Consider the following 13,515-nt stretch of genomic DNA (forward strand, 5'->3'; position numbering starts at 1 on the left):
GTTCAGGCCGCCTGCGGAAAGCGCACCGTCACCTGCAGTCCCCGCCCCGCCGCCCCTTCGGCCAGCGCGATGTCGGCCCGGTGGTGCTCGGCGATGTGGCGCACGATGGACAGGCCCAGGCCGCAGCCCCAGGCGTCGTTGCCGTCGGGGCGGAAGAAACGGTCGAACAGGCGCGCATGGTGCTGGCGCGGCACGCCGGGGCCGTTGTCGGACACGCGCAGCAGCGGCCGGCCGCCCTCCACCGCCGACTGCAAGTCCACCCTGCCGCCCCGCTGCGTATAGCGCAAGGCGTTGTCGATCAAATTGTTCAGCAAGACCTGCAAGCCGTCGGGATCGGCCTGCACCAGCACGGATGCGCCGGCGAAAGGCGTTTCCAGCACGCCCAGGTCGATGTCGCGGCTGTCGGCCAGCGCGCTGTGGTCGGCCACGGCAGCTTCCAGCAACTGTCCCAGATCCACCGTGTGCAGCTGGCTGGCCGTAAGCGCCGCTTCGTGGCGCGCCAGGCTCAATAACTGGCGCACGAGGTGCGTGCTGCGGTCGAGCCGCTCGTGCAGCCGCGCCAGCGCCACGCGGCGCTCTGCCTCGCTGGCGGCCCGTTCGGCCACCTGCAGCTGTAGTTTCAGCGCCGTCAGCGGCGAGCGCAATTCATGCGCGGCGTCGGCGACAAAGGTGCGCTGCGCGGTCAGCGCCGCCTCGAACTGTCCCATCAGGCTATTGAGCGCCAGCGCCACGGGCCGCAGTTCGGGCGGCATGCCGTCGGCCGGCAGCGGCGTGAGCGCTTCCGGCGAACGCCCGGCCACGGATTCGGCCAGCCGGTGCAGCGGCGCGAGTGCACGCCCCACGACGACGACGATCAGCAGCGCCAGGATCAGCGCGAACACCAGCAGGGGCGCGCCGGCGCGCATGCTCATCTGCCAGGCCAGCTGGTCGCGCACGGCCTGCGCCTGCGCCACCTGCACGTAGCGGCCGCGCCGCGTCGCGCCATACAGGCGCCATTCCTCGCCCTGCACTTCGACATCGGCAAAGCCGGCCAGCGCGTAGCGCGGCAGTTGCGGCTGGCCCGGCAAGACGGGCAACAGCTGGCCCTCCTCGTCCCACGCCTGCAGCACGAACGCTTCTTCCGGGTCCTGCGCGGCCGGCAAGCCCGTCTGCGGCTCGAACTCGCCCGGCAAGGCCACGGCCAGCTGGCGCAGCTGCAAATCGGCCAGTTCATTGGTCTCTTCCAGCAGGGAGCGGAACAGCGAGATGCCGGCGCCCAGCACGCACAGCAAGGTGGCGGCCAGCAATCCCAGCAGCAATTGGCGGCGGATGCTCAGCAAGATGCCAGCCGCATCTTGTAGCCGACCCCGCGCACGGTCTGGATGCTGTCCGTGCCCAGCTTCTTGCGTAGCTGGTACACATAGACGTCGACGGTATTGCTTTCCACTTCGCAATCCCAGCCGTACAGCTTTTCGCCCAGCTGGCGCTTCGTCACCACCTTGCCCGGATGGTCGAGCAAGGCGCGCAGCACGGAAAACTCGCGCGGCGGCAGCTTGATCTGCTCGCCGCCGAACGTGACGTCGTGGCTGGCCAGGTCCAGCGTCAGCGCGCCATGCTCGATGACCGAGCGCGAACGGCTGACCCGGCGCCGCAGCAGCGCGCGGATGCGCGCCAGCAGCTCGTCGAGGTCGAACGGTTTCACCAGATAGTCGTCGGCGCCGCTGTCGAGTCCTTCCACGCGGGCCGGCGTGCCGTCGCGCGCAGTGATGATCAGCACGGGCAGCTCGGCGCCACGCGCACGCGTGGCGTGCAGCACGTCCATGCCAGCCTTGCCGGGCAAGCCCAGGTCCAGCAGCATCAAATCGTAGGCAAAGCCGGCCAGCGCCAGCTCCGCATCGTGGCCGTCGCGCACCCAGTCCACGGCATAGCATTCGCCGCGCAAGCCTTCGACCAGGCTTTCCCCGATCATCGGATCGTCTTCCACCAGCAACACGCGCACGGCACCCTCTCAATGTCTCGAAAAGACGCCATCTTACTCCCGTCTGCGCAAGCCCATCGCCAGCAGGGCAAGCGACGCATCCGTCAGCCCGAGGCGTCAGGCGAAACGGCCCAGAAATCCGGAAACGCAATTGAAAGCAATGCTGGAAGCATTCGCACATTATTTGATGGTGACATCGCCAACCTCAACGCCTCTGCTACGGCCGCATTGTCCTCTGCTTCGCACGCCTCTCCGGCCTGCGCGTGGGAGACGCCTTTCACCTGTCGGGGCCGTGCCCGTGATTCATCGTTCTTGGCGGAAATGAGAAGAAAATCGCCCTCGTCCTCGACGACACGTGCATTCCCGCGATGTATACCATAATGCAACAATGGCCAGTTAACACGGGCGGCATTGGCTGGCTGCTAACCGATGATACGGCCTCCTATACCGGGCTGCCCGTCGTGCCGTGCCAGGTATTGCGGCGCCTCGGCACGGCCCACGTGGCGCCGGACGGTCCGCTGGCGGCCCAGGACAGGGAGCCTACCAATCCGCAAGTGTGCGATCTGGGGCGCCAGGGAATACTTGACTTCCAAATGCATATTCATTAACTTGATAGTAAAAATGTGGGCGGTGAAGATCACCGCCACGCGCAGACCCTGCCTGCCGACGTGCCGCACCCGGGCGCCGGCTCCATTGCACGCTTCACGTTGACGGGGTTCAAGGCCATGCCGATACACGATCAATCCCCGGCCCATCCGCTGGCCACGGCGCTGGCGCTCTCGCTGGGCGCCGCCATTGCCCTGGGCCTGTCGCGCTTTTCCTATGGCTTGCTGCTGCCGCCCATGCGCGCCGACCTGGGCTGGTCTTACCTGCTGGCCGGGGCCATGAACACCTTCAATGCGCTCGGCTATTTTCTCGGCGCCCTGGCCACGCCGGCCCTGATGCGCCGCCTGGGCGTGTGGCGCTTGCTCATCATTGGTTGCGTGCTGGCCAGCGTCTTCATGCTGATGTCGGGCCTGGTCAGCGACACGGCCGCCCTGTTCCTCCAGCGCGTGTGCGCGGGCGTGGCCAGCGCCTTCATTTTCATCGCGGGCGGCGTGCTGGCGGCGCGCCTCGGTTCCATGCATAGCCAGCGCGCCGGCTTCTACATCGGCCTGTATTACGGCGGCACGGGTTTCGGCATTGCGCTGTCGGCCCTGCTGGTGCCGGCAGCATTGGCAACCGCGCAGGAACACGGCGCCGCGCATGCCTGGCAATGGCCATGGCTGGCCCTGGGCTGCGCCTGCCTGCTTGCCACCGCCGTCATCGCCCTGCCGGCGCGCGCCATTGGCGAGGCGCCGCGCAGCAAGGATGCAGGTCGGCGCTTCGCCTGGCGCGACTTTGCCCCCAGCCTGGCCGGCTACTTCATGTTTGGCGTCGGCTACATCGGCTACATGACCTTCGTCATCGCCCTGCTCAAGCAGCAAGGCATGGGTCCTGCGCGCATCACCGTGTTCTATACCTTGCTGGGCCTGGCGGTGGTCGCCTCGTCGCGCATCTGGGCGCGCATGCTCGACCGCTACAAGGGCGGCGAATCGCTGGCGATCCTGAACGGCGTGCTGGGCACGGTCACCATCCTGCCCGCGCTGACGAGCTTTGCGCCCGTCGTTTTTCTGTCCGGCCTGGTGTTTGGCGCCGTGTTCCTGTCGGTGGTGGCATCGACTACAGCCCTCGTGCGGCATAATCTGCCGCAGCAATCCTGGACGGCCGGCATTACCGCCTATACGACGCTGTTCGCGCTGGGCCAGATCGTCGGCCCCATCGTGGTCGGCTGGATCGCCGACGGCCCCGCAGGACTGGAGCGGGGATTGATCGCCTCAGCCATCGCCCTCTTCATTGGCGCGGCGCTGGCAGCGCGGCAAAAGGCGCTGGTGCCGGGCGCGTGAGCGGCTGTCTCGCGCATGCACTGGGCCCGCTTACTGCGGTTTGGCATACCTTGCGACGCCTGTGACATCGAACAGCACACAACGCTGGCTTCCAACGACCCAGGCATCGTGCCCCGGCGGCATATGGAAGACGTCACCCGGTCCATATTCCATCTCGGCGCCATCATTCATCCGTACCGCCATCCGTCCCTCAAGGACCATGCCAGTATGAGCTGCCTGGCACGAATCGGTTCCTGCAATCGGTTTTACGTGCAGGCTCCAGCGCCAGCCAGGCTCAAATTCGCCGCGGCCCATGGTGTGCTCGCCAAGCGTAAAGACGGCCATCCGGCCTGCTCCATCCTTGAATGGGCGGACTTCGTCCGGCTTATCCAGGGATTTCTTTTCTAACATTGCACTCATGATCCGCCCCTCCTGTTTAATTTCTGGAAAGCATTAAATTTCCGAATCGGAATAGCCAATGAGATATAAAAATAACATCATTTTCTAATATAGTTCAATAATGAAAATTTACAAGCAGAGTACCTTGCCGCATTTACCTCAAATGAGGAGCCGGACTCAGACGATTGAAACTTCCCGGCTTCAACATCAATTTCAACCTTCGCCGCCGATTTCAGGTTCACGAAAAATAAACAGGCACCACGCCGTGACGTTCGGCGCCACATAGTAGACTAAAGGCATAGCCCACCTTCGCGGAAAGAACACGATGAACACCGAAGCACGAAAACTCCCGGCAACGATGGATGCCGACACGCTGGAATTCATCCAGGGCCTGTTCGCCCTGGTACGCGAAGGCGAGACGTGAAAAGCGGTGGCGATATGGGCTATGGTAAAAAAGGTTGAGAGATAGGAGCGTTCCATTGCCTCATCTCTGTCGCTATAGCGGACCTGACATTGCGTTAGTGACAGGGTGACAGCGTGGCGCTGAAGATCGGCGTATCCTTAAATTTATCGGAGCGCTTCGATTGCTGCTGTGCTGAAATGAAGGCGTGGTCGCCCGGAAGAATCTGATGACCGGTGCGAGCAAGCGGACTGGTGTCTCCCCTCCCGGCCGCGACAAACCGGCAACAGCGGATTTTGCAGGTGAGGGTATTTTTGAGGGTATCAGTAACTGAATGGTTTGGAAAACACTGAAAAATCAAACGCTTAGCCAGCTCATTGAGCATCGAGTGGGAATAATCTCCCGTCCGGCACCGTAAGGTAATGCCGGGTCAATGCAACAGCCAAGCCCCTGATTTTTCAGGGGCTTTTTTGCTGGTATTGCTTGCGAAACGGCCGGTGAGGTCGGCGTCGGCTAGGCCGTCTGCCCCAGGCTGGCCAGCCTGGCCAGCGTCTCCGGCGCATTCATGCTCTTGGCCAACTTGACGGCGCTCATGCCGCGGCTGTCCACGGCGTCGATGCGGGCGCCGTGTTGCAGCAGCAGGTCGAGGATGGCCAGGCGGTTGAACATGGCGGCCATCATCAACGGTGTCTTGCCGTCGGGGCTGGCGCCTTCCACCTTCGCACCATGCTGGAGCAGCAGTGCGGCGATCTCCAGGTAGCCCTTGTAGGCCACGCCGGCCAGCGGCGTCTGGCCCTGGTCGTTGGGGACGTTGGCGTCGGCGCCCGCTGCGAGCAGCAGGCGCGACGTTTCCAGGTGGCCATGGTAGCTGGCCAGCATGATCAGGCTATCGCCTTTTTCGTTGCGGAAGTTGACTGGCACGCCCTGAGCCACCATGGGGCCAAGTTGCTGCGTATCCTCACCCTGGAAGACGAATTTGGCACCATCAACATCATTGTCTGGCCCACGCTGGTGGAAAAGCAGCGCGCCGAACTGATGAATGCCTCACTCTTGGGGGTATACGGAATCTGGCAATCGAAGAGCGGCGTGCGCAATCTGATTGCCAAGCGGCTGGTCGATTGCTCGCATTTGCTTGGCCAGCTTGACACGAAGAGCAGGAATTTTCATTAGAGAAGCATCCGGTCCACTTCCAACATTAACTCGCTACGATCAGGCTTCGTCAACTATTTTAGATGTCGAGCCATTGGCTTTGCAGGAGGCAATGCCATTGTCTCGCCCCGCAGACGATGCACACATTTGGCTGCTGCCAATGATCTCGCCGTTGCCAGCTTTAAGAAGTTGAACCGCTTTCGACGTCAGACGAACATACCTACGCCGGGTGCGAAAGGTTTCTTACGGGATCCCTGCAACCTCCATTGATAGGAAATTCTAATAAAGTAGAAGCTTCTCACGTTATACATGCTTATACTTTAGTAGATTTTGTTAGACTTCTATCCTTAAAGAAAGTTCCAGCGGGCTTCTTTTTTCCACCGGTACGGATTAGCCTTATTCGGCCATAAGCGATGGCGAAGATGTCATATCCGACTGATGCAGCCGCAGCGAGCTTGTGTTGCAGGTTCATGTTTTGGAGGTTGATAACGATGACGTCGTCAACGCAGAAGCGGACGCAGCGTTAGAGCTACACCCGGCCATGATTGACTCGACAGATATGTGCAACAAGCAAGTAACGATAGATCTTACCTACGCGAAGAATGCATTGTTCGTTCGTCAATCCGTTGCGGTCGCTTTTGCCGTGCCAATAGATAGGGAAATAACTTGGATCTTCCTTCAAGATCTGCTTTGTAATTCCAGCGAGTTTGCAGTACCTGCGCGGGTGTTAGTCTGTGGCCTGCCAAGTGCTAGCGGCACGATTGGCGATGAGATTCGAATGTTCCGCACCTTTCTCCGCGCGCTTGCAACAACGCGAAGCATCGAAGTTCAGATTGTTTTGCACGATTAAACATGTAGTGCTCGCCGCCTACTCTGGGGGCGACAGTTGCCGTACACTGTATGGCTGAGATCGGCCAAAACCTGCCGTTGACAGCGACTTCATCTCTTATAGTTTTTCTTACATGGCGAATCTTTTTTTAAAATTTCTTAATGGCCTGTCGGGAAGTTTGAAACCTAAGCCGACAACAAATAGCCATAGTAAACAAATCCAACGTATCAAGACGAAACTAACGAACGCGCAGAAGGCAGACAAGGAGCTCAAGGTCTTTGGCGCGGATTCTCATCAATATAGAATCAAGCCGCCGGCGCCAGAACGCGAAGTCAGTGCCTTCGAAAAACGCTTCTCACTGGTTTTGCCAGAATGTTATCGTTCTTTTTTGACTTCGCTGGGCAACGGCGGACAATCTACTTGCGGATCAGCCGCAGGGCCATTTTATGGAATATATCCGCTTGGTCACGGTGTAGATGAACTCGCCGAAAGACCGGCATCACATTTGAATAAGCCTGCAATCATTAATCCCGCCATAACAGACGAGGAATGGGAAAGATTGATAGAGCGTATCAAGAATGATGACGAAATCTCGGACGAGGAATATGAAAAGGAGCGAGAGAAAATCTACGGAGGGCTATTGCCAATCGGCTCGCAGGGATGCACGTGTATTCACGCCCTCGTTCTAAATGGCCCGCATGCTGGTCGGGTTGTGAACTTGGATCTCGACTTACATCGACCGCAGTTCGCGTTCGAGATGAATTTCCTTGATTGGTATGAGCGCTGGCTTGACGAAGTAATAGCCGGTTATCTAACGGAAGGTGGTCCGACATGGTTCGGTTACACAATGAGAGGCGATGACAATCAGCTAATGCATGCGTACGCTGAGGCGAATAACCGTGATACGAAACTTGAGGCCCTCAAGGGACTCACCAAGCTTGCTACTGCGACCGACGAGAATTGCCGCAAACTGCTTGAGCTTTGCGGTGAAGAAGACGCGGAGATTCGCCGCCTCGCGCTCGCGATGCTGACTAAATTTTCGTACCTCATGGCCCGGCAATCCCTTCATGCGCACATTCTTAGTGACGATTATGATTGCCTCGCGGCCTGCCAGAACATTAATTGGTATGCCAAGAATAAAGCGAATGAATGGAGCGCCTTGCTGAGAAGTCGCCTACCGAAAGTCCATACGTCAGAGACATTTCGAGTGATATCTTATCTACTGGTGGAGTCGAGCATGGATTTTAGCGAAGACTTCAGGCCTTTCTGCACGCATGAGGATGAAAACATTCGCGTGACAGCATTCTATTCACTCGGGAAACTGAGAAACAAGAATAATTTGGTTGATCTTTTCATTCTCGGATTGGATGATATTTCCGCAAAAGTCGTTCACTCAGCACTTCAGGCACTTGCAGGCGTCCAGGACCAAAGACTTCTAAAGGCATACGATCGTGTTTTGGACAGGTTCAAGACCGATGAAAATTACGTTTTGACCAACCTGAAACATCGATTTAAGGAGATGGGGCGGATCATCTAGCGGTTTAGATAGATACTGGGCTAAGCGATCAAGTTGGCTAAGGATCTAGGAGCGCAAGCCGCGTAAGCTGCGGTGGAATTTGAAGTAGCTCCAACTACAGCAGGCCGTGCCCGCTTCCCCACACCGTTGAGCAAACAAGTCGATCGGTTTTCCCGGATATCCGACAGTCAGCAATGGGGCGGAAGCGGGCGGTACTACTGGGGCAAAACGCCATCGGTACCTTAGACTTTCCTGATCCATAGTTCTTGAAAGATGCAAAGTCGATGGATCGTGTTGGAGCCCTGGGAGCCCTGCCAGACGCTAAGTGTGAGATCTCGTAGCTGCCTGATCCACCGACGAGATCGGGGCTTGGCTGGCAGTGCGGCGTCAAGTCGATGACGATACAACGTTAGCGATGCATTCATATGACGCAACTTATTGACAGTCTTGTTGGGCAGGCGGTATGCTCACAATGTGTGTGTGCTACCAAGGTCGGTATGACTGTCTTTATCGACTAAAACAGCCCAAAGAAGCCGACGCTTCTCAGTAGTTCTCCAGACAATACGTTGATTAGGTTAATGTTGCCTGCCTGCGTAAGACAGTACGGTTCTCCGTGCTTGATCGGTATATGCCGGGGTAGGCTTGGAGAACTTGATGGACCAGTCATTGTCGCGTTCCATGCGCGCGCTTTCCCTTCTTATTGAACAACCCGCTTCCGAGCACCCTGAATATTGGGAAGTCTTGTTGCCGGGACTGCATCCGGAACAATTGAAGTCGGCGGTACACTCATTGCGAACGTCGCGGCAAAAGCGTGGCGATACGATTTCCCATCCGAATCTCAAGCTCAAGGATTTGCTGGATGGCCTGGCACGGGCGTTGGGCGGCGAGTCGTTCGAGCGGTGGATTCATCAGGTCCAGCCGGAGCTTGCGCGTTTTTTCGCTATGCACGACTTGCGTCAGCCAACCGATCTCATCAAATGGAATAGTCCTCCGTTCGCCCATCCGCTGACGGGGCGTCAGCTAGCGGACAGGTTCTTCGCTTCGGAATTGCCACTACCGGAGCGGCTGTTTACTGGCGTCGGTAACGAGATGTTCGCTGCGCGCAATATCGGCGCGTTGGACCTGCAGTGGGCGATGTCGCGCATTACAGGCAAGCGGGAATTCAGTTCTCGCCATGACCTCGACATGATCCGCATTGTCTCGTCAATGCCGGACCAGGAGATCTACCCTGATGAGCCGATCGGCGATGGTGAGTTCGCTCTTGATCCTGCCTACCGTGGCTTGACGCTGCATGATCTGCTGTTGCTGGCATTCCGGTGGGACATTAGCTGCGTTTTCAATTTGCTCGGCGACAATCTGGTGGTGCCACAGCGGCTTGCGCCCGTGCATCAGCTCTACCACACCAGCGCTGACGATGAGCAACGCATGGCGGTGCTTTTCGCAATCTTCCGCGCAAAGATCGAGAACGCCTCGACAGGTTGGGTGGACGTCTTACCCTTTAATGAGAACATCGTGTTCCTTCGCGGAGCAGATGGAACGTACGACTGGGTAGTGCGCGATCAGCGCGACGCGCCGTTTTCCGGCAATCGGCTGTATCCGGTGTTTTCCGCCGATGAAGTCCCGCGTACCATGTCCGCTGACACGGAAGCGAAGGCTAAATTACACTTCACCAAAGGCCTCTGGCACGAGCAGATCGAGCATCGCGCCGAGGCCTTCCATTATGCGACAGGCGGCACGCTTGCTACCTACCCGGGGACAGATAGGGTGCTGGCCAACTACCTCAAATCTACGAACGAATTTGCACCGAGGAAGCCGCAGTCCGGCGCGCGCCGTATTGACTTTATCGCGCATCACTTGGCGGACAGGTGCCTGATGGTATCCGAGCTAATCACCATTGATGAGTTCTGGAATTTTTATGAGAACGAATGGGCCGAGCGGCGCGATGACAAGGCGGCCCACACAGTGCGCGGCTGGGCGCCGCTCGACGAGATGAACGGGCGCGACGAACGTGACCATCCGGTGTGCGCCACTTGGTACGATGCAGTCGCTTATTGCAAATATCTTGAATGCCGGACCAGCTTGCCGATGCGTTTGTTGACGATCGAGGAATGGCAGGCAATCGCGCCGGAGCGCGCCGTAGTCGATTCGCTTGGCCGCAAGGCGAGGGACTCCGTTGTCGAAGGTCTCGACGCTGAAGGCCGCGTGCTTGAGCCACCGACTTATCTGCCGCATTACTTCACCCGTTTTAAGCCGGATCTATGCTGGTTGCCGAATGGGCAGGGATTGCCTTTCCTGTCCTCCCTCAGCTTTGGTGAGTGGCTGGGAGACTATCGCGGGTTCGCTCCAAATAACGTCTTCGCACCTGTGGCCTGCACCGCGTCGGGAATCGCGCTGGGACGCGGCTCACTCGAAACCGAGTTGTTCGAGGCATGGTATGTGGGCAGGAACAACCACCTCAAAGTAGGATTTCGGGTGTGTTATGTCGCCGACCGTGATGGGTAATTAGCTAAGATGCCTTGGACGCCCGCAACTACTCGGCAACGGCAGTCTAGCAGTCTGTAGTATTGATCGGAGCCGCCGGCCATCTTCATGATCCGCGACTATTCATCTGTCAGATTGAATTGATCTTTGCTGTTAGGGCGCATGCTTGCCGGCGGATTATGATCTTTTCCGCGAGGCTTGCAGCCAACTTCGTGGTCAGCGTCACGCTTGGCCATCTTGGACTCTCATTTGGCTTCCGTTTGGGTGTTGATTTGAATTGCCACCTGTAGCTTAGACACTCCTGGTCCATAATTCTGGAGGACGAAAACCCGATGGATCGTGTTCGAGCCCTGAGTGTCCTGCCAGGCACCTGGTGTGCGATCCCTTAGCTGCTCGATCCACCGACGAAATCGGGTCTGGCCTGTCTATCTCCCCTGCCCAGCAGAGATTCATGCCGCGTTGAAGCAAAAGCTGGCCTTCCCTTGCCCTGACGGGTGCGAAGGATTGCCTTATCCGATCGAGGCAGCAGCAGTGCGCCGGCTTCTGAGCGCCGTAACGGCACAGTTGGCTACGATAAACTAGCCCGTCATCAGCTTCGTGCGCTCGGCCAGATCGGGGACTTTGCACGCTGGTGGCGGACTGCGAATCATGAGCCTCCCAGGCCGCTCAATTGCGAAAAGCAGTACTTTGAGCGTCTGAATAGCGCCTAGCGAACTCGTGGCGATTCAATGGAGGCCCTGGACGATGCCGCCGATCAGATGCGCGACGCCGGCGCCTGGATCAGCTGGAAGTTCCCCCTTGTGTTCGCCCTAGCCCTCGCCAGCGCAGTGGCTGTGGCCACCAACTATGCCATCGGTCGATTCACTCTCTGCCCGCCCCCACCACAATCGCGGCGCTCCGATCGGAGATGGCCGATCTGGAGGCGGGCATAGCGGATCTGACTAGGCTAGGCGGCAGGATCAATCTCATCACCTGCGGCGGGCGCATCTGCATCGAAACGAGCAACAACCAAGGTAAGGACGCTGCCGGAAACCCTGCACCGATGGGATCGTGGCGTACCACCGATGGCCGCGACGTGGCAATGGTCATCCCTCGCGGATACTCATCCGGCCATCAAGGCGGCGGAGAAGTAATGACGTCCAATGGCGCGAGTTGTGCAAGCAGGACCAAATGCTCGACGGCCTTCACTTTCTGCAAGTTAGCAAGCGTAGAAGTGCCGCCCAAGGCGAGGGCCGGCACGAAGCCATACATTTCGTCATGTTTCAGACGCCCTAGTTTTGCTAATGCGGGGGTGAACATGCCAGCAAAGTCATTTGCCTTTCGAGAAAGTGCACCAAAAAACAGTCGCATCCCGAAGTCCATTTTCTCGCCAACGAATCGCGATTTGCGAGGGATGCAGTAAGAACCGGGCGCAAAAATTCCCAATGAATCTCCTGTCTTTTCGCCCCAAAAATATAGCTCTCCAAATGCACTTCTGGCGATGAGGTGATAGGCGTCTTGCTCCATGAATGGGGTATCGCCAATCCACGCCTCTAGTACTGGATCATACTCTTGGGGGTCAACAGTCCAAAACAGGCCATTGGCATAGCCGCACCAACCATGCTCTGCCCAATAGGACAACAACTGATCCGGCAGCTTGCCACGATAGCGCTCGATACTTGACGGCGGCACATACCGCTTGTCGAATGCCGGGCCAAAATCGTTCAGGAAACCCGTGAAGTCTTCATCCATTTTTTGCCTCATTTGCATCGTTCAAGTTTTGCATTCATTTTATTACCACGCAGGGCTTCTGGAACTGCGTTTGCCGCCCTGTCCAGTTCAACCAAGCGTTGCCCTTTATTCCATTGCGCGCCAATGCGTGAGTTGATATTCCGATCTCCGAAGTCGCCAATTTTATCCTTCCCTGCGGCTACCATGTCCGGGTTATGTAATGCTGCCAACGTCTTCATTTTATCGGCGGCTATTGCGGCAGATTCAACCTTTGCGTCCGAGAAAGACATTCCTTTTTCACGAAGGCTGTCTAACGCATCTTTCTGCAACAAATTTTGATAGGCCACCCTCGCATTTCGCGCCACGTTCGGATCGCGCACCGAAGTACCGGCCGTAAATGCCTCACGTCCTTTGATATACTCAGCAACCGTCATGCTATTGATGCCAGCCTCTTGGCCTGCGAGTTGGCGGTCAAACTCCGGAACGCCGCCTTGGGGCAGTCCGTTGACCTTAAAGCACGGCACTGTCTTCTTCGGCATGCCATTGGGCCGGGGGCGCCCCGGCGCCCGTTCTGAGCCGCGTCGGCGCGGTGGTGGTGGTGACTCCCCGTGGCCCATGCCCCCGCCGCCGCGTGGCCGCAGTTGGGGAAGGCTGTTCAGCTTACCCTCGTTCTGCTCGACCCATTGCGCCACTTTCGGCCCAAGGCGCGGGCTCTTGCTGATCTCCTTCAGCGCCGCCGCCTTGCCGCCCTTGCCTCTAGTGACGTAAGCCAGCAGTACGGAAAGGATGGTGGTGATCATGATGACATGGCCATGAGCCAGGTAGAACGCCCCCGACGATGGGCTGCCCCCTGCCATGCCGTAATGCGACAGCCGGTCCTGCCTGGTCGGCCCCCACGCCTCACGGAAACCCTTTTCGTAATACTCCAGCGCTTGGGGAACGGACTGGACCACGCCTTCCACCAACGATTTCAGGCCCAGCAGCGACAGTACTGCGCCGCCCGCATAGCTGCCGGCAGCAGCGCCGGCAGCAGCGCCTGGCACAGCACCGACGCCGCCCAGCAAGGCCCCGCCGATACCTCCGATCAGCCCGCCTGCGATCACCGATCCCCCGTAGTACAGGGCGATGTCCTCACACACCGCCATGAGGATGCTCCAGATCGAGGACAGG

Annotated in this window: 11 protein-coding genes and 1 pseudogene; 5 read left to right on the top strand and 7 right to left on the bottom strand. The window is 58.4% G+C overall.

Annotated features, from left to right (window positions below; genetic code table 11):
• Positions 1-2 precede the first annotated feature (2 nt).
• Together BXA07_RS30965 and BXA07_RS26860 are read right to left on the bottom strand one after the other, a co-directional pair.
• Entirely contained in the window at positions 3-1,319 is a 1,317-nt protein-coding gene (locus BXA07_RS30965) for an ATP-binding protein (RefSeq protein ID WP_076572644.1), read from the bottom strand.
• A complete protein-coding gene (locus tag BXA07_RS26860; protein ID WP_076572646.1) occupies positions 1,313-1,978 on the bottom strand; it encodes a response regulator transcription factor in 666 nt (221 codons plus the stop codon). The genes BXA07_RS30965 and BXA07_RS26860 overlap by 7 nt, the downstream gene beginning before the upstream one ends.
• Positions 1,979-2,682: 704 nt before the next feature.
• Here BXA07_RS26860 and BXA07_RS26870 point away from each other — a divergent pair.
• A complete protein-coding gene (locus BXA07_RS26870; protein WP_076572666.1) occupies positions 2,683-3,882 on the top strand; it encodes a YbfB/YjiJ family MFS transporter in 1,200 nt (399 codons plus the stop codon).
• Positions 3,883-3,912: 30 nt separating this feature from the next.
• On the opposite strand, the gene BXA07_RS26875 is transcribed toward BXA07_RS26870, so the two are convergent.
• Positions 3,913-4,281, bottom strand: a complete 369-nt coding sequence (locus BXA07_RS26875; RefSeq protein ID WP_076572651.1) for a cupin domain-containing protein — start codon at positions 4,279-4,281, stop codon at positions 3,913-3,915.
• Positions 4,282-5,173: 892 nt separating this feature from the next.
• Positions 5,174-5,596: an ankyrin repeat domain-containing protein gene (locus tag BXA07_RS26880; protein ID WP_083708568.1), complete on the bottom strand. Its 423-nt coding sequence runs from the start codon at positions 5,594-5,596 to the stop codon at positions 5,174-5,176.
• Positions 5,597-5,617: 21 nt separating this feature from the next.
• Here BXA07_RS26880 and BXA07_RS26885 point away from each other — a divergent pair.
• Positions 5,618-5,830 (top strand): annotated as a pseudogene (locus tag BXA07_RS26885) (hypothetical protein); the annotation flags it as partial.
• Positions 5,831-5,869: 39 nt separating this feature from the next.
• Here BXA07_RS26885 and BXA07_RS31705 read toward each other — a convergent pair.
• Positions 5,870-6,019, bottom strand: a complete 150-nt coding sequence (locus BXA07_RS31705; protein ID WP_139335793.1) for a YegP family protein — start codon at positions 6,017-6,019, stop codon at positions 5,870-5,872.
• Positions 6,020-6,266: 247 nt separating this feature from the next.
• Here BXA07_RS31705 and BXA07_RS26895 point away from each other — a divergent pair, with 247 nt between their 5' ends.
• From BXA07_RS26895 to BXA07_RS26905, 3 genes are all read left to right on the top strand, one after another.
• Positions 6,267-6,659 carry a hypothetical protein gene (locus tag BXA07_RS26895; RefSeq protein WP_139335789.1) on the top strand — a complete coding sequence of 131 codons (393 nt, stop codon included), beginning with the start codon at positions 6,267-6,269 and terminating at the stop codon, positions 6,657-6,659.
• 112 nt (positions 6,660-6,771) lie between these two features.
• On the top strand, positions 6,772-8,175 hold the full coding sequence (locus BXA07_RS26900) for an SMI1/KNR4 family protein (RefSeq protein WP_083708570.1): 1,404 nt from the start codon (positions 6,772-6,774) through the stop codon (positions 8,173-8,175).
• A 633-nt stretch (positions 8,176-8,808) separates the two neighbouring features.
• A complete protein-coding gene (locus BXA07_RS26905) occupies positions 8,809-10,656 on the top strand; it encodes an SUMF1/EgtB/PvdO family nonheme iron enzyme (protein ID WP_076572658.1) in 1,848 nt (615 codons plus the stop codon).
• Positions 10,657-11,748: 1,092 nt separating this feature from the next.
• Here BXA07_RS26905 and BXA07_RS26915 read toward each other — a convergent pair.
• Together BXA07_RS26915 and BXA07_RS26920 are read right to left on the bottom strand one after the other, a co-directional pair.
• Positions 11,749-12,366: a GAD-like domain-containing protein gene (locus tag BXA07_RS26915; RefSeq protein WP_076572669.1), complete on the bottom strand. Its 618-nt coding sequence runs from the start codon at positions 12,364-12,366 to the stop codon at positions 11,749-11,751.
• 8 nt (positions 12,367-12,374) lie between these two features.
• Positions 12,375-13,515, bottom strand: a 1,141-nt coding sequence (locus BXA07_RS26920) for a DUF6861 domain-containing protein (RefSeq protein WP_139335790.1), incomplete at its 5' end; no start/stop codon positions are given.

The organism is Janthinobacterium sp. TND4EL3 (genome assembly GCF_900156175.1).
Taxonomy (GTDB): domain Bacteria; phylum Pseudomonadota; class Gammaproteobacteria; order Burkholderiales; family Burkholderiaceae_D; genus Janthinobacterium.

Coding starts and splice junctions, on each gene's coding strand:
- BXA07_RS26870 (WP_076572666.1), top strand. CDS start 2,683: ATGCCGATACACGATCAATCCCCGGCCCATCCGCTGGCCACGGCGCTG.
- BXA07_RS26875 (WP_076572651.1), bottom strand. CDS start 4,281: ATGAGTGCAATGTTAGAAAAGAAATCCCTGGATAAGCCGGACGAAGTC.
- BXA07_RS26880 (WP_083708568.1), bottom strand. CDS start 5,596: ATGGTGGCTCAGGGCGTGCCAGTCAACTTCCGCAACGAAAAAGGCGAT.
- BXA07_RS26900 (WP_083708570.1), top strand. CDS start 6,772: ATGGCGAATCTTTTTTTAAAATTTCTTAATGGCCTGTCGGGAAGTTTG.
- BXA07_RS26905 (WP_076572658.1), top strand. CDS start 8,809: ATGGACCAGTCATTGTCGCGTTCCATGCGCGCGCTTTCCCTTCTTATT.
- BXA07_RS26915 (WP_076572669.1), bottom strand. CDS start 12,366: ATGGATGAAGACTTCACGGGTTTCCTGAACGATTTTGGCCCGGCATTC.